This is a genomic window from Enterococcus sp. UD-01, assembly GCF_044909655.1.
Taxonomy (GTDB): Bacteria; Bacillota; Bacilli; order Lactobacillales; family Enterococcaceae; genus Enterococcus_L.
Genome location: NZ_JBIYEU010000014.1, coordinates 61,916 through 78,799, shown reverse-complemented (window position 1 = coordinate 78,799; position 16,884 = coordinate 61,916). Strand labels below are relative to the sequence as shown.

The following is a 16,884-nucleotide window of genomic DNA, read 5'->3' as shown; positions in this document are numbered from 1 at the left end:
AGTCGTTTAGGTTCGAGTAATTGGAGTAAAAGACGAGCGCCGTGTTTTTTATCTCAAGTGGATTTTATGGAATTACCAATAAAAGATCTTTTATGCGTGAGTAGAGGGCGATGAAAACTGCTTTCAGTTTTCATCGCCCTCTGCTTTTGTCCTTTATTTAATTATGTTATACTTTTTGTATCCATTGTAATTTAGATGAAGAAAACAGAAGGGGAGTTAAAATGAAAAAAGGGTTATTGATAGTTGGGAGTTTATTCTTGTTAACAGCTTGTACGACAAGCCCCAAAGAAGCAAAGACAACAAGCAGCTCTGAGAGCAGTGAAGTAACGAATACAACAAAAAGGACATCAGACTCGTCCCGGTCTTCTGCTCAGACGAGTGCAGCATCCAAAACAAGTACAACGAGTCAATCACAAGACTCATCGACTCTAGAGACAACTCAAACAGAAACATCAGAAACCAACGAAGAAGAACAAAAGATCGCTTCATATAATCAATTGGATCTTGCATTGAAGGTGTTGCTGGCAACAACAATTGTTGATCATCGTGCAGAAACACCTGGTCTACAAGGGTTTGGCTTAGGGTACAATTTTGATGGGAACTATTTATTTGTTCAAATTAGCTCTGGGGCGGGAGTTGGGCATCCGCTTTTTAAATTGGCCTATGATGAATCAGCAATCTATCCGCTGGAAGAAGTGGTTGGGATAACTGCTAATGAAGTAGAAAACAATGTTTTAAGTGGCGAAGCAGTATCGAAAGTAGTGCTTTACGATCGTTATCTGAATGAAAAAGAAAAATATGATTCTTCTATTTCACATGTGCAGGAGTCTTCTTTTTTTACGGAAGCCTACTTTGAAAAACGAAAAAGCTTTGTAAAAAGCACAAGTGAATAGCTAAAAAAGTCAGAGCAGCTTCATTAGTGTCTCTGACTTTTTTAGCTGAAAAGCCTTCTTTTTTTGAACAGTTTATTAAAGTTTCTTAATAAAAACGGATTCATTTTTCTTTTTTATTCAATCCTATTGACTTTAATATCTATATGAGTTAACATCAAACAGCATTAGTTACTAATACTGTTAGCTATTAATGATGAAAGTAACTATTCTAAAAGAAGGAGGAGTCATATGTCATTCGCAGAAGAAGCCGAACAAGAACTGATTCGTTTGATGGTCGAAAATCGCAACAGTGCTTTCAGCAAATTTGAAAAGAGCAATCAAGGCGAAAATATCGTCATCAAATTTCTTTATCGTCATGGGAAACCAACGAGCCCTAAACACTTAGCTGAGTCTTTGAATCTTTCCAGTGCCCGGATTGCGGTTGTATTGGGAAGCTTGGAGAAAAAAGGCCAGATTGTTCGGAACATGGATCCTAATGACCGCAGACGGATTAATGTTACCTTAACCGAATGCGGCAAAGAAGCGGCCAAGCGTGAGAAGAAACAAATGCGCGATAAGATCGTTCAAATTTTTAAACTAATGGGTGAAGAAGATACGAAGCAGTTTCTCGAGCTGATTGCGAAATTCGTAGACTACGCCCAAAAAATATCTCTGAAAGAGGAAGGTGACCAATAGTGAAGATTTTTAAACATCTAGGGAAATACTGGTATGCGGTCATCGCCGTGCTTGTGCTTTTAGTCATACAAGCGAATAGTGATTTGAGCTTACCAAACTTAACATCTGATATTGTGGATATCGGTATTCAGCAAGGAGGGCTTGAAAACTCAACGCCTGAAAAAATCAGAAAGACAACTCTTCAGGGAATTGAAATGTTCATGACTGAAGATGAGAAAAAAATTGTTGAGGATAATTACAAATCAACTACTGAAACCGTTGACGGCAAGGAAGTTGACATTTACAAATTAGCTTTAAAAGATGGCATGACCAAAGAAAAACTTGGAGACATCTTTGATTTACCGATGATGATGCTGGCTTCCTCACAAGCCAAGGATGCGTCCGGCGCCAGTCAAGCAAAAGCTATCATAGAAGATTACAAAACACTTGGCGCAGATGCCGAAAAAGCGCAAAAGCTTGGTGAAGAAGCTAAAAGCTTAGGGGAGCAAGCCAAAGAAGCCGGCCAAAAAGCCGCTACGGCAACAGACCCTGCCACTGCTTTAGCTCAAGCGGATCAAGCGCAAACCTTGGCAGCGCAAGCGCAAGCCAAAGGTGAAGAAGCCCAAAAGCTTGGTGATTCACTTAAAAAATTAACGGATGAAATGCCTGCAAAAGTCGAAGCAGCCAGAAAAGAAACGAAAGACGGTTTAGGCGATCTCGGCACTGATTCATTAAGAACCGTTGGGATTCAGCTAACCTTGGCAGAATATAAAGCGTTGTATATGAATACCCAGCAAATTCAAACCAACTATATTATCAAAACAGGAACAAAAATGATTATCTTAACGTTAATTTCAGCCGTAGCTGCGATTTTCGTAGGCTTAATCGCTTCTATAGTAGCAGCATCTGTCGGTCGTAATTTACGTGTCGGACAGTATGAGAAAACCTTACAATTTTCAAATACGGAAATGGAAAAATTCTCACCGGCTTCCTTAATCACAAGAAACACAAACGACATCCAACAAATGCAGATGGGGATCGTTATGATTATGCGGATGGTCTTATATGCGCCGATTCTTGGGCTTGGCGGGATTTACCATGTGTATAAAACCGGTACAGGCATGGGCTGGATTGTTGGTTTAGCCGTAGTTGCTGTATTGATTCTCGTGTTAACCTTGCTAGTCTTTACGATGCCGAAGTTCAAAGCATTGCAAACACTTGTTGACCGGGTAAACTTGGTTTCTCGTGAAATTATCACTGGACTGCCTGTGATTCGTGCATTCTCTCGTGAACGCTACGAAGAAAAACGTTTTGATGTAGCGAATACAAATTTGATGAAAACTCAATTATTCGTTAACCGTGCGATGTCTATTATGATGCCGGTGATGATGCTGATGATGAACGGGATTTCTGTTTTAATCGTATGGGTCGGCGGTCACAATATGAATAATGGTCAATTACAGGTCGGCGATATGATGGCCTTTATCACGTATACCATGCAGATCGTAATGGCGTTTATGATGCTCTCTATGGTTTCAATTATCTTACCGCGTGCCAATGTTGCTGCTGGTCGGGTGGAAGAAGTACTTGATACAGATCCTGTAATCAAAGATCCTGCCCAACCAAAAGATGACGTGGACTTTAAAGGTGAAGTGAAATTTGAAGCTGTTCAATTCCGTTATGGAGATGCGGATGAAGATGTGTTGCATCATATTAACTTTACAGCCAGACCTGGTCAAACGACAGCCTTAATTGGTTCTACTGGTTCAGGAAAATCAACCATCGTTAATTTAATCCCGCGCTTATTTGATGTGACTGGCGGACGGATTACCATTGATGGTGTGGATATTCGTGAAATATCCTTACACAAATTACATGAAATTATCGGCTTTGTTCCGCAAAAAGGCGTCTTGTTCTCCGGCGATATCGCTTCAAACATTAAATTTGGTGATGCGCAAATCAGCGATGAACAAATGAAAAAAGCCGCTCAAATCGCTCAAGCAGAAGAATTTATTGATGCGAATGAAAAAGGCTACACTCGGGAAATTTCTCAAGGCGGAACCAATGTTTCCGGCGGACAAAAACAACGTCTGTCCATTGCACGCGCCTTAGCTAAAAAGCCAAAAATTCTGATTTTCGATGATTCATTTTCAGCACTTGACAACAAGACCGACGTAGCCTTGCGCCAAGCCTTAGCTGAAAATATCAAAGGAGTTACACAAATTATCGTGGCTCAAAAGATTTCTACTATCCTGCATGCCGATAACATTATCGTATTAAATGAAGGACGCGTAGTTGATCAAGGCACCCATGAACAATTAATGCAGTCGTCACAAGTCTATCAGGAAATTGCGCAGTCACAACTAAGCAATGCTGAATTAGGCATAGAAGAAGCGGAGTAAGGAGGAGCAAAAAATGGCAGAAGAAAAACAACATCGGCCTCGTCGCGGCGGCGGCCCTGGACAAATTGCTCCAGTTGAAAAAGCAAAAGATTTTAAAGGCACCATTAAAAAATTAGTTTCTTATATTGGCGCTTATAAAATTCCTGTATTCTTTGTGATCATCTTTGCGATCGCCTCTACGATCTTCAATATTTGGGGACCAAAGATTTTATCCAAAGCAATTACAGAATTATTTAACGGTTTAATTAAAAAATACCAAGGAACTGGCGGTATTGATTTTGAAAAAATTGGCGGCATTCTACTCTTTATGCTGGGCTTGTACCTGTTAGCCACACTCTTCGGAGTTGTCCAAGGCTGGATCATGTCAACAATTTCGCAAAAGATTACTTACCGGATGCGTAAAGAAATTTCAGAAAAAATCAATCGCATGCCGATGAACTATTTTGAAAGCCGTACAACTGGTGAAGTGTTATCACGGATCACAAATGATGTGGACACACTAGGTCAATCCTTGAACCAGTCCATTACGCAGCTGATTACCTCAACCTTTACGATTATCGGAGTTATCGTCATGATGCTTTCGATTTCAGTAAAAATGACCGGAATCGCGATTTTGATCGTACCAATTTCCTTTATTCTTATTATGATCGTCGTTAAAAATTCGCAAAAATACTTTAAAACCCAACAAGAGTATCTAGGGGTTATCAATGGTAAGGTGGAAGAAACCATCGGCGGGTACAACATCGTTCGCTTGTTTAATGACGAAGAAAATTCACTAAAAGAATTCAAAGAACAAAATGATGTCTTGTTTAAATCCGCATGGAAATCTCAATTCCTTTCTGGTTTAATGCAGCCGATTATGAACTTTGTCGGTAACTTGGGCTATGTGGCTGTAGCGATCTTCGGCGGAATTATGGCGTATAATGGTTCAATTACTGTAGGGGATATTCAAGCATTTATCCAATATGTGCGTAATCTAACACAACCGATTGCTCAATTAGCGCAAGTATCCAACATGCTACAGTCAATGGCGGCAGCAGCTGAACGAGTATTTGAATTCCTTGGCGAAGAAGAAGAGGATCAAACCGTACCAAATCCAGTAGAAATCGACAAAGCCAAAGGCATGGTTGATTTTGAACATGTACACTTTGGTTATACGCCAGATAAAATCGTTATCAATGACTTTAGTTCACATGTTGATCCAGGACAAACAGTAGCGATTGTTGGACCAACAGGCGCTGGTAAGACTACAATGGTAAAACTTTTAATGCGCTTTTACGATGTGAATTCAGGCGCCATTAAAATCGACGGTCATAACATCAAAGACTTTAATCGGGCGGATTTACGTAAAAATATTGGGATGGTCTTACAAGACACTTGGTTATTTAAAGGCACCATCATGGAAAATCTGCGCTATGGTCGTTTGGAGGCAACCGATGAAGAAGTATATGCTGCTGCGAAAGCTGCCCACGTGCATCATTTTATCCAAACCCTGCCTGGCGGCTACAACATGGTTTTAAATGAAGAATCTTCCAATATTTCTCAAGGACAAAAACAATTACTGACGATTGCCCGAGCAATTTTGGCAGATAAGCCTATTCTAATTCTGGATGAAGCCACTTCTTCCGTTGATACAAGAACCGAAGGCTTGATTCAAGAAGCGATGAATAACTTAATGAAAGGACGTACTTCCTTTGTAATTGCGCACCGTTTATCTACAATTAAAGATGCAGATAAGATTCTTTATATGCAAAATGGTGACATTAAAGAACAAGGAACGCATGAAGAGTTATTAGCACAAGGTGGCTTCTATGCGTCATTGTACAATTCACAATTTGAAGAATTAGCTGAATAAAAGCTAAAAGCAATTTCGTTCAAGCAACTCGCTTTAAAGAGCTGTTTGGGCGGAATTGCTTTTTTAACAAAAGAAGCTTCCTCTGCTAAATACTTTGACATTTGTCTTAAAAACAAGCAAAATGAAAAGGAATAGATGAGTAAGGTTAGGGATGAGAGCATGAACACAAAACAAATTGATCAATGGCTAGCTTTTTCGCAGAAGCAAATGTATGTTGAAAAAAAATTAGAGGAATTAATGCGCAAAGAATCGGATATTCTCTTGAGTGAATATTATGCCTTATATCAATTGAATCAGCATGACGGCAAGATGCGCATGAATGATCTGGGCAAGTATCTGTATCTGAGTCAAAGTGCACTTTCACGCCTGATAAATCGTCTGGAAAGCAAAGACCCGCAATATTTAATCAAGGTCAACTGTTCAGAGGATAAAAGAGGCATTTATGTGAAGCTGACTGAAGCAGGCATTGCTGAAGTAGAAAAAATAAATACACTAATAGAAAAAGCCTTAGAAACGTATTTTAATGAAGCCTAAAATCAGTCTGCTTGGATTTTTCTTTTAGACTGTGTTATTATATATGCATGCGCATGCATATAGTTAAGAAGAGGAGGATGAATCATGCAGGAGTTACAGAGTGAATTTACATTTAAAAGAGGATTACGTTTGAAAAACCGCTTAGTTATTGCCCCTATGACGACAAAAATGTCTTATTTTGATGGTGTAGTAACAGGTGACGAGCTAGCTTATTATCGTTTGCGCTCCGGTGAAGCTGGCGCGTTCATTACTGCGGCAGCCAATGTTCATGAAGGCGGCAAGGGCTGGGAAGGCGAGCTTGGTGTTTATGATGATCGTTTTATACCTGGGTTGGCAAAACTAGCGGCAGCTATCAAACAAAATCATACGAAAGCTATTCTACAAATTTTTCATGCAGGACGAATGACTGACAGCAGTGTGTTAAATGGTCGGCAGCCAGTTGCACCAAGCGCTGTCGCTGCTGAAAGAGAGAATGCTCAAACGCCAAGAGAATTAACTGAGGCGGAAATTTTGGAGCTTTTAGAGAGCTATAAGCAGGCTACAGAGAGAGCAATTAAAGCCGGTTTTGACGGTGTAGAGCTGCATGGCGCGAATACGTATTTAATTCAGCAATTCTTTTCTCCTCATTCCAATCGTAGAACAGATCGTTGGGGTGGTTCATTGGAAAAACGGTTTAGCTTCATCAATGAATTGGTAGATGGAGTGACAGAGGTTGTTGATCGTTCCGGCGTGAAGGATTTTATCGTTGGTTATCGTTTTTCACCAGAAGAATATGAAACACCGGGAATTCGCTTTGAGGATACCCTGTATTTAGTGGATCAGCTGGCTAATAAGCCACTGGATTATTTGCATATGTCGATTAATGATTACAATAAAGTATCCGTCAGTGCCGACTATAGTGAAAAATCCATGTTGGCATATGTAAAAGAAACGCTTCAAGATCGTATACCGTTAATTGGTGTGGGCGATGTCCGTACCGGTACAGATGCACAAAATATCTTAGCGCATGCGGATTTGGCAGCTGTCGGAAGAGCAGTCTTGATTGAACCGCATTGGGTGCAAAAAGTATTGGATCACAAGGAACAGTTAATTAGAACGGAATTATCACATTACGATCGGGAAGAATTGTTGATTAGTAATGGCGTTTGGGGCTTTTTACAAGGAATGATGCCTGAACGGTTGAAGTAATGCGACACATAAATCTTAGTTTTTCATCCGCTTATTTCCATTGTCTCAGGAAAATGTGGTTTGATTGATAGTAGAATTTTTATATAGAAAGTACACGCCTGTTTAGATTAATTCGCTTAATCTTACTGGTTCGTGTGCTTTTTTTGTTTTATTTCTAATCGCAACAAAAAGATTAAAAAATGCTTAAGATTTTTTATTAAAAAAATCGAATAAGTAGATATTTGGTCTTTTTTGACGGTCTAAAAGAAGTATATACGTTACTAACATTGTGTGGATATGAGAAATACATTAGAATGAAAATGTAGGGTTGAAAAGTGTAGGAGCAGATATCTAGAGAAATAAACACATTCATGAAGAAATATTTTGGTGAAAGCGCGCTCATTAACACTGACAATTCGTTAAAGGTTGTCATGAGTCAGTTCAAAGTTCTGCTGATTAAATGGTGGAAGCAGTCGGCTTCTACGCAATTTCATCAAATACTATGATTTAAGCATTAATAATAAGGAGGAAAAAAATGAAAAAAGGTATGTGGTTAACGTTGTTGGTAGGTGGTCTGTTCATGTTGGGACATCCGCTGCAAGTGAAGGCTCAAAGTACAGAGGAATACTATGTTCAACATGGAGGATTTCAAGCTGAAAAGAAAGTTATAGAAGCCGCTGATTGGCAGACCTTTATTGAAGCTTATCAAAATGAAGAAGTGACAAAAATTAAACTCACAAATGATGTTGAGGACAAGTCTAAAAATGGTGCATTTGGTCCCACGAATTATAAAAGAAAAAATTCTATTGAGATTGACGGACAAGGGCATACGCTAACCTTAAAAAAGTATCACGGCTTACGTACAAGTGAAAAACCAACTGGTTTTGTAGAGGAACAGGCCGGCAAAAAATTGGCGCGTTCTATTTTTCATATGCATGATCTTTCAATTGCACAAAATTTAAATGGAAGTAGAGCGGCTATTGGCAACTATTCCTCTTATGCCTTCGTTGGAGCTAGTGATAGTCACTCAACTTGGGGGCTGGAAACGTCAAAATATGAGGAAAATATGACCAAAAACTGGTATTTCCGTTTTGGCAATGTGGATACCAAAAATGACGACAACGAAGACAACGCTAAGGGTGTTACTCGTTTAGCTATGGCTTACGGAGCACAAGTCAGTGTCTATGGCAATTTAGAGCTAAGTACCTCAGCCGAAAATATGTATGTGGGTTCGCTAATAGTGGAAGACGGCACTAATTGGCAAGGTACAACAGAACACTATGACAATTCAACTGTTTGGTTTGTTGTGGCAGGACCTAAAGATGGTACTGGGAAAAATGAAGCTCTATCTATTGGAAAAAACTGTCAGATTTCACTAAACAATAAGAAGCACGGGAGTCGCTATCCAGCATTTTATGGACATTACAAAGCAGCAGTGATTGATGAAAAAAGTAAAGTAACAATTGAGAATAAAGGGAATGGTTGGCGTTTTGATCAAAAAGGTAGCACATTAAATATAAAAAAGGGAGCTATCTTAAGCTTAAATTCTTCAGGAAAAGGCAAAGTTTTACAGTTTGGACGAGGCCCGCTTAGTCCAACTAAGGTCTCCGAGTGTCGATTAACAGTTGAAACTGGGGGAAGTCTTTTCGTGAGTGGTCAAACAGATAAGTCTAGTGATGTAAGTGTAGTTGACTTTACCGGAGGAAGCATATGCCAGTTTGCTAAAGCCTATAGCGTATCAAACAGCGCTATTGAAATAGAGGCAGGAGGCGTTTTTGATGTTCAAAACGTTTCAACAGGTAAAAAAGAGGCGCGTCATCGGGTTTTAAATTTAAGAAATGATACAAATCAATTCATTCTTCGTCAACAGGAAGTTCATCTGTGGAAGAACTCTGCAACGATTGAAGAAATGAAGACAGGTAGTCCAAGTACGACAATTCCTTCAATGGAAACGATTATTTTCAGTGGTGAAAAGAACTGTACATTTTCGGATGAAGCAAAAGTAAATGCCGAACTAAAAGCCCTTAAACTTAAAGACTATCGAAGAATTAGTAATTTTTCGGGAAGCAATGATGATTACGATAATGATGGTTTGACGAATGAGCTAGAAGAAGCTATTGGTACCGATCCGATGAATCCTGATAGTGATGAAGATGGCTTGAATGATGGACTGGAATGGAATCAAACATTGACCGATCCTACGAAAGCAAGCAGTGAGGAGGATGGAATCAAGGATGGCGATCGCGATAACGATGGTGATGGTCTCTCAAATAGCGAAGAAATTAACAATGGAACAGATCCTTCTAAAGCAGATAGTGATAATGATGGATTAACAGATAAACAAGAAAAAGAGTTAAAAACAGATCCAACCAAAAAAGATACGGATGAAGATGGCTTATCGGATGGCGATGAAATAAAGCTTGGACTTGATCCGTTAAATCCCAAAAGTGATGGAGTGACTCTTGATAGTGAACGCCTTGTTCCACAAGAGTTAAGCACTGAACGAATCAATGAACAATTCTATGAAGAAGATTCTGTTTTTGTACCTAAATTAACTGCAACTGTAGCAAAAGTTTTGGATAAACAGGCAGAGGTCGAGGTTTCGACTGTTGACAATTTTAATGAACAACGCGCTCTTTTAGGTGCACCGATAGAGCTTACAACCAGCTTTGAAACTGCTGAAATGACCCTACATTTTGAGTTGACGGAAGCAGTCCTTGCACAAGGAGCAGACTATTTAAAAAATCTGATTGTTTGTAAGTATGAAAATAATTCCTTAACGCCACTGGCAACCACCTTATCAGAAGAGAAAATTTCAGCTGATATTACTTCGCAGGGTGTGTATCTTGTTATAAATAATGAGCTCTTTTTGAAGAGTCTAGGTGTAAATACGGCTTTAGCTACGAATAATAGTAAATTAAGAACGGCTAAACCAGCTTTGCAGGTGGAAGAACCAAAGGAACCGACAACGGATGATGAAGCGAAGTATGCACCAGCAGAAGAAATCGAAGTACCCGTTACTAAAGCCCGTCGTTTGGATGCTGCAGGAGTTGCTAGAACTCTCAATAATATGACGATGGGAAAAGCCGATATCGCCTTTGTTGTTGATACTTCTGGTTCAATGAGTGACGAAATCAGAAATGTAGTAAACAATGTCAATCAATTTGTAGACGAGCTAACTAATACTTATCAAGTAGATGCTAATTTTGCTTTGGTGGAGTATACGGATGACAAGGTTCAATTACTTCCGGATAATCAACATCAATTCTTTTCTGATGTCGAAAAATTTAAGCAAAAAATGGGTACATTGAATGTATCTGGTGGAACAGAGTACGTTACTAGAGCCTTAGGAATTGCTCAACAATTGAAGTATCGATCCAATGCTGCAAAATTTATTATTTTATTAACAGATGAAAGTGGAGATTATGGGAAAAATGACCCAACATTAACAGAAATGACAGCATTACTAGAACGTGATGATATCACAACGTCTGTTATCACGTCGTCATCTTTACAATCCACCTATCGAGAATTATATGAACAAACCGGTGGCATCTATGCAAACATTTATGGGAATTTTAGTCAGGAGCTTTTAAAGATTGCTGACAATATTGGAGAAAATGTAAATGAAGGAACATGGGTTTTATTAAACGATTTTCAAGCCGTTCGTTTAGATGGAGAAGTAGATGCAGGTAGTGGACGAGACAAAGATCAGGATGGTTTATCTGATTACACAGAATTAGGTAAAAAGAAAACGATCAGCTTAACGCCGTTTATTGAACAAATGTGCAAAGTTAATGGTGTTTCCTCAGATTTATATAAGGGTCAGGATACGATTGAAGTGTATGAATATACCTCCAATCCGGTTTTACCGGACACCGATTATGATGGTATTGGTGATAAGGAAGATGCAGAAAAAATTAATGGTAATCAGTTTGCTGGGAAAATGGTTGATGAAAAAGGGAAAGAAGATTATGGGATTAATGATGAAATTCAAGTGGAGTTTAAGTTAGATTATCGGAAGTTCTTTACAAGTAGTAATACCGCTTACCACAAGGATTTAAGTGTGTTGGGTTCTTTATTATCGAGTGTTGTCTATGAAGATCGAACTCTTGCGATTAACCAAGGGACGGCTTTCAATGGAGACATTACAAGCATGTTGGAACAATATGGAATGAGTGATGTTAAACGTTACAAACTTGATAAGAATGGTGGGTATAAAGATGACGATATTTCTGAAGTTGGTCTAGGTCACCGGAAAATGACTTATGCCGGCAAAACGAAAGAATTGATTGTTGTTTCAGTTCGAGGTACAAATGGAACCGTTCAGGAATGGTCTAGTAACTTTGATGTAGGAGCAGACATAGACGATTACTGGGATAGAGAGAATCCAGATTGGACAAATAAACAACATCATAAAGGCTTTGACGTGACCACGAACCGTTTGGATGCTCACATTCAGGATTATATTCAAGATAAGGTAGATTCATCCGCAGAAAAAATCATTTACGTTGTGGGACATTCCCGCGGTGCGGCTATTGCGAATCTTTTAGGAGCAAAATATGAGGCTGATGCGAATTATAAAACCTATGTATATACCTTTGCGGCACCTAACAATACGATTAATAAAAAGACTTATAAAACAATTTTTAATGTGATTAACACAGATGATTTGGTGCCATACTTACCATTGACAGCATGGGAATTTACCAATTATGGAAAATACAAAAAAGTTAGTGTCAACGATTACTATGAGGATAGCAATCTATTTGGGGATAAAGAAGGCACTTTTGAATGGCTAACCGGGCATGACTATAATCCAGATGGTGGTACTAATCGAACCTTGAAAGAGTTCGAAAAAATTGCAAATGATCGCGCAGATTTGTATAAATTTGACTTAAAGAATAATAATACAGCAGCACGATGTGGTAATTTACATTTGTTTTCTGAAGAAAATGCATTAAAAGCAGCAGAGAAGGCTTACCGTGAGTTACCGGATAAATTACAAAAATTTGCTCAAGTTGGGACTTTTTCAGAAGGTTTAGGTTATTGGGGAGGCTTATATCAAACGCCAGCTTTCTTAATGCAGGACTTAGCGTATTTAGCTGCAAAAGAAACTCTTAGTTTATTTCCACCAAAAATTGGAACAGATGTAGCACCAAAATATGAAGTGGCTAAGGCATCATTTGCGATAACGAGTGGTCCAGTTCCAGTCATTAAATTAGGAGGAATGGCGCATCCGCATTTACCTCAAACCTATTATTTAATCGCAAAAAATAATTTAGTACCGTTAAAATAGACAATTTAGAGAATGTAGTGAAAAACTTGTGATCTCAGTTAATTGATAGTTCGATATTAGCTGAGATACGTTCTTTTATCGGTTAAGAAAAAGCTGGAAATAAAGAAATGATAGTGAATAAGGCAATCAAAACGCTAAATGTAAAGTTTAAAGTTGGAGGAATAAAATGAAAAAGCTTCGGAAAGAAAAGAAACGAATTTTCTATCTTGTTTTGAGCCTAGCTGTGCTGGCGATTGTGGTATGGCAAATCATAACACCCAATAAAAACCCTAATTTTCATACGGAAGCAGATTATAATCAAATCAAGTTAGAAAAAAATACTGTATTTACCATAAAAGAAAAAGAAATCAGTGCCTTGTTCGGCTCTCGCTCAGAATATCTCTTAATTTATAAACATGAATATATCGGTCTTATAGAGCCAGATAGACGACTATATTCGATGGGTGACAAGTACAAAGATCATAAGATTATACGATTGCAAGCGAATTCGCCAAGTATCACTTTCCCAGAAGGAAACAATTATTACTACCTAGATAAGTATAATAAGTGGAACGAAAGCGATTTTTATATTTATGTGGAATACTACGAAGAAGAACTTTTACAAGTAAATTTAGTAAAAAATAATGGAGAAACGGGGTTGCCTGTAACAGATGGGCTTAATCTTATAAAAATAGAAGACCAATACTATTTTCAAGATCACAATACAGGTGAGAACATAATTGAAATAATCTCAAAAAATAAGAAGGATATAAAAATAGATCATTTTAAAATATTGTCAGACAAGGTATCTGATTACCCGACCATGGATTTAATTTATCTATTTTTTATGATTCATTATGACCGAATATAGAAATGCTTAATATTTATATATAGAAATGACCTTAATTTAGGCGATATGACTTATCCGCATTTACCGCAAACCTATTATTTAATAACGCAGAATAATTTTGTTCCTCTAAAATAATAAGGTGGGAAGTGAATCAATATGTTAGAGGATTAATGAGAGTTTGTAATAATAAAATAAAAAGAAGAATATTTCTGGAATTTTTTGATATTGGATAATAATCAGCTTATACAGGACTATTAAGAAAAGGTGAGGAAATGGACAATGTTGTAAGGAAAAAACTCTTAATTGTTTTAGGTGTACAGATATATATTACTATTTTGGGTGTTGTTGATTGGTTTGTGGATGTAAATGGAACATATAACAACTTTCTCTTTTTTTGGATTGTTAATGTTGTTGTAGTAACTTCGTATGTTGCATGGAAATATACCAAAAATTATTTATATTGGTCTATATTATTTGTTTTATATAATACTGTTTTTTATCTGATTTTATTTCCATTACAGGTGTTACCGTTTCCTTCACCATCAGGTTTTATCAGAATGGATTTATCTCGTTTGACGCCAATAATCGCTAGTATATTTTTTTCTATTGTACAAGCAACAATTTGTTTGGTTGTTTGGCTAGTGAAGAATAGTTTCTCGAAAAGAGAAAGCGAATAAAAGTATAATAAGTCATAATGTCGCACCCAAATATGACTTTGCAAAGGCTACTTTTGTCATTAGCAGTGGACCAGTGAAGGTTATCAAACTAGGAGGAATGGCGCATCCACATTTACCACAAACGTATTATTTAATAGCGCGAAATAACTTAGTTCCACTGAACTAACTTAACCTTTTTAAAGGAGGAGCAAAAAATGAAGAAACTGAAAAAGATTCTACTAGTGTTGTTTCTTTTGTTCTGTTTAGTAGGAATTAGTAGAGCGTTGGTTAAGAAGCTATTAACGCCGACTGAAAACTTAAACTTCCATAGTGAAGAGGATTATAATGCCATAGTCCTGAAAAAAGAGGATCAGATGGCAATAGACGAACAAACCATAGGAGGATTAGCGGGAACTTCTTATACAAAATATTTAGTGGTATATGACCGCGAATATATTGGATATATTTCAGATGATGCGTTGTATTCTATGGGAGATAAAGAAGAGGATCATTATATTCTGTGGTTAAAGGAGGAGTCACAAAGTCAGACTTATCCGTTGAGAAGTAATTATTATCTAAGTAAATATGGAGGAGTAAGCGAGAGTGGATACTATTTTCATGAAGTATATGAGAATGAGATACCTATGTTTGTTGACTTGATTAAAAATGAGGATGGAATAGAGGCAGGAGAAAAAGAAGGACTTAATTTTATAGAGCAGGAAAAGCGATGTTATTTTCAAGATCGTGCTACAGGCAAAAAGCTAATTGAGATAACCTTTTTAAAAAATAAAACAAAGTTTAAAGTATTATCGGATAAGGTATCTGAATATCCAACAGCTGTTTTAATTTACCTATTTTATCTGACTCATTACGATTATCGTCTTAGTCCGCTTTTGAAAATAGAAGATTAAAATGGCTAAATTTAGGGAAGTTAAGAATGAAGAAAGTGACAAAATTCTAAAAGAGTTGTTACTTTTATTCTAAAGAATATTATCTGAATAACTGTAAAAGAGCAGAGGAAAGCTCAATTGTTTGTTATTGTCTATCTACTTACCTATAATAAGCCTATAAAATTAGAAATGAGGAGCAAAAATGGCTTATAAAGTGGATTTCAAACAGGTAGCAACAACGGGCTTTGAAGAGTCGCCTTTTGCTGAGCAAATGGCAGGGTTACGAGCCAATGAAGCAAGATATTTTTGGAATAAATACAAGCATGAATTTGTGACGGTACCGGCAAGCGAAGCACCCGAAATCTTAGCGTGGATTGAAAAAATTTTAGCTGAACGTGATTTGTCCTTTCCGTATAAAGCGTTGGAGGTTTCCAGCTTTGAAGTGGACGGCATCAGAATGGCCTATGTTTTTTATGAAAATGGCTTGTCTGTGAATGTTATGTATACTTTAGCAGAAGGCGGTAAACGGGCGGTTGGTTTCAAGCTGTCGGATGGGATGGAGATCCCGCAGGAATTTGAAGGGAAATTCAAATTTGCTCGCCAGAAATCTAAATTAGCCGGCACGATTCGCGGATCATTTTTTGTGATTAAAGGAGAATACTAAAAAGAGTGTGACGAAAAACTGAGAATATTTTTTCGTCACACTCTTTTTGTCTGTCATTGCATACCTTAGTAGAATATGAGAAGATTAAGGAAAACCAAGGAGTAGAAAATGAATAGAACCTCAACTATTGAATGGACATTTAACGAAAGTAGTAAGACCATCTGGCGCGTTGTGACCGACAATCAAGAATATGCTTGGCGCAGCGATCTTGAGAGGATAGAATCCTCAAGTCCGCAGGAGTTCACCGAGTATTATCGAGGTGGCGGTGCAACTGAATTTCATATTATAGCCAAGGAAGAGACCAAATTCTACGCCTTTGAGCTGTCCAACAAGCTTTTTACGGGCAAATGGGAAGGACGATTCGTTTCTTTAGCCGAACAGCAAACAACGATGATTTTCACTGAATCTCTAGATTTCAAAAATCCACTGATTTATCTACTTTCTTTTTTCATGCTTAATCTGAAAAAAATGCAGACAACTTATATGAAGGATTTAGAAAACAAACTGAAAGCAAAGACAAAATAATTATCTGTTCTCAGCTATTTAACGGCTTGTATCAAAACAGCAGAAATTCGTTCCAGGTCTTCCTGCGTGCCGCGTAATTCATAATCAGCCAAGAAAGGAAACTGAAATTTTTCCGCATATTGCTTGGCGGTCAAACAATATTGATGATTAAAGTTTTTATTACCGCTGCCGATAACGCCTAAACAATAACGATAATTATCATGAAATTCTAAGTATTCCCGCATGGTTTCTGTTAAAATTTCGGTATCACCATTATCCACACCATTCCCGCCGTCCAAATAGGTTGGAACAAAGGTGAAAAACGAGTCATGCTCATCTTCAAAGACAGAATTTTCATGAATTTCTTTCAGCTCAACAGTGACCTCATACTGATTTTGAATATAAGCAGCCAAGCGCTGCACAAACGAACGAGTATTACCGGAAATAGAAATATAAAGTATTTTCATAGCTAGACCTCCAATTCTAGGTTCTCTTTTACTATAGTAGGAATCTAGCCGTTTTACAACCTATTCCTGC

13 protein-coding genes are annotated in these 16,884 nt (G+C 37.7%); 12 read left to right on the top strand and 1 reads right to left on the bottom strand.

Annotated elements, in window-relative coordinates; all coding sequences use genetic code 11:
- Positions 1-221: 221 nt before the first annotated feature.
- The 12 genes from ABH902_RS11835 to ABH902_RS11780 all read left to right on the top strand — a co-directional run bounded on the left by ABH902_RS11835 (position 222) and on the right by ABH902_RS11780 (position 16,368).
- Positions 222-893 (top strand): hypothetical protein, encoded by a 672-nt coding sequence (locus ABH902_RS11835; RefSeq protein WP_404590976.1) that lies wholly within the window; start codon positions 222-224, stop codon positions 891-893.
- A 228-nt stretch (positions 894-1,121) separates the two neighbouring features.
- Positions 1,122-1,568, top strand: a complete 447-nt coding sequence (locus ABH902_RS11830; protein ID WP_404590974.1) for a MarR family winged helix-turn-helix transcriptional regulator — start codon at positions 1,122-1,124, stop codon at positions 1,566-1,568.
- Positions 1,568-3,949 carry an ABC transporter ATP-binding protein gene (locus ABH902_RS11825; RefSeq protein WP_404590972.1) on the top strand — a complete coding sequence of 794 codons (2,382 nt, stop codon included), beginning with the start codon at positions 1,568-1,570 and terminating at the stop codon, positions 3,947-3,949. The genes ABH902_RS11830 and ABH902_RS11825 overlap by 1 nt, the downstream gene beginning before the upstream one ends.
- Positions 3,950-3,962: 13 nt before the next feature.
- Positions 3,963-5,804, top strand: a complete 1,842-nt coding sequence (locus ABH902_RS11820; protein WP_404590970.1) for an ABC transporter ATP-binding protein — start codon at positions 3,963-3,965, stop codon at positions 5,802-5,804.
- Between the two features lie 159 nt (positions 5,805-5,963).
- Positions 5,964-6,338, top strand: coding sequence for a MarR family winged helix-turn-helix transcriptional regulator (locus ABH902_RS11815; RefSeq protein ID WP_404590968.1), 375 nt, complete (start codon positions 5,964-5,966; stop codon positions 6,336-6,338).
- Between the two features lie 84 nt (positions 6,339-6,422).
- Positions 6,423-7,526: an NADH-dependent flavin oxidoreductase gene (locus tag ABH902_RS11810; protein WP_404590966.1), complete on the top strand. Its 1,104-nt coding sequence runs from the start codon at positions 6,423-6,425 to the stop codon at positions 7,524-7,526.
- A 514-nt stretch (positions 7,527-8,040) separates the two neighbouring features.
- Complete coding sequence (locus ABH902_RS11805) at positions 8,041-12,804, top strand: pectate lyase-like adhesive domain-containing protein (protein WP_404590964.1); 4,764 nt, start codon at positions 8,041-8,043, stop codon at positions 12,802-12,804.
- Between the two features lie 166 nt (positions 12,805-12,970).
- Positions 12,971-13,654 (top strand): hypothetical protein, encoded by a 684-nt coding sequence (locus tag ABH902_RS11800; RefSeq protein ID WP_404590962.1) that lies wholly within the window; start codon positions 12,971-12,973, stop codon positions 13,652-13,654.
- Between the two features lie 251 nt (positions 13,655-13,905).
- Entirely contained in the window at positions 13,906-14,310 is a 405-nt protein-coding gene (locus ABH902_RS11795; protein WP_404590960.1) for a hypothetical protein, read from the top strand.
- A 194-nt stretch (positions 14,311-14,504) separates the two neighbouring features.
- Positions 14,505-15,200 carry a hypothetical protein gene (locus ABH902_RS11790; RefSeq protein ID WP_404590958.1) on the top strand — a complete coding sequence of 232 codons (696 nt, stop codon included), beginning with the start codon at positions 14,505-14,507 and terminating at the stop codon, positions 15,198-15,200.
- Positions 15,201-15,381: 181 nt separating this feature from the next.
- Complete coding sequence (locus tag ABH902_RS11785) at positions 15,382-15,843, top strand: phage tail protein (protein ID WP_404590957.1); 462 nt, start codon at positions 15,382-15,384, stop codon at positions 15,841-15,843.
- 108 nt (positions 15,844-15,951) lie between these two features.
- Positions 15,952-16,368 carry a polyketide cyclase gene (locus ABH902_RS11780; RefSeq protein ID WP_404590955.1) on the top strand — a complete coding sequence of 139 codons (417 nt, stop codon included), beginning with the start codon at positions 15,952-15,954 and terminating at the stop codon, positions 16,366-16,368.
- A gap of 14 nt (positions 16,369-16,382) precedes the next feature.
- Here the strand turns inward: ABH902_RS11780 and nrdI are convergent, their stop codons facing one another.
- Positions 16,383-16,814 (bottom strand): class Ib ribonucleoside-diphosphate reductase assembly flavoprotein NrdI, encoded by a 432-nt coding sequence (gene nrdI, locus ABH902_RS11775; protein ID WP_404590953.1) that lies wholly within the window; start codon positions 16,812-16,814, stop codon positions 16,383-16,385.
- Between the last annotated feature and the right edge of the window lie 70 nt (positions 16,815-16,884).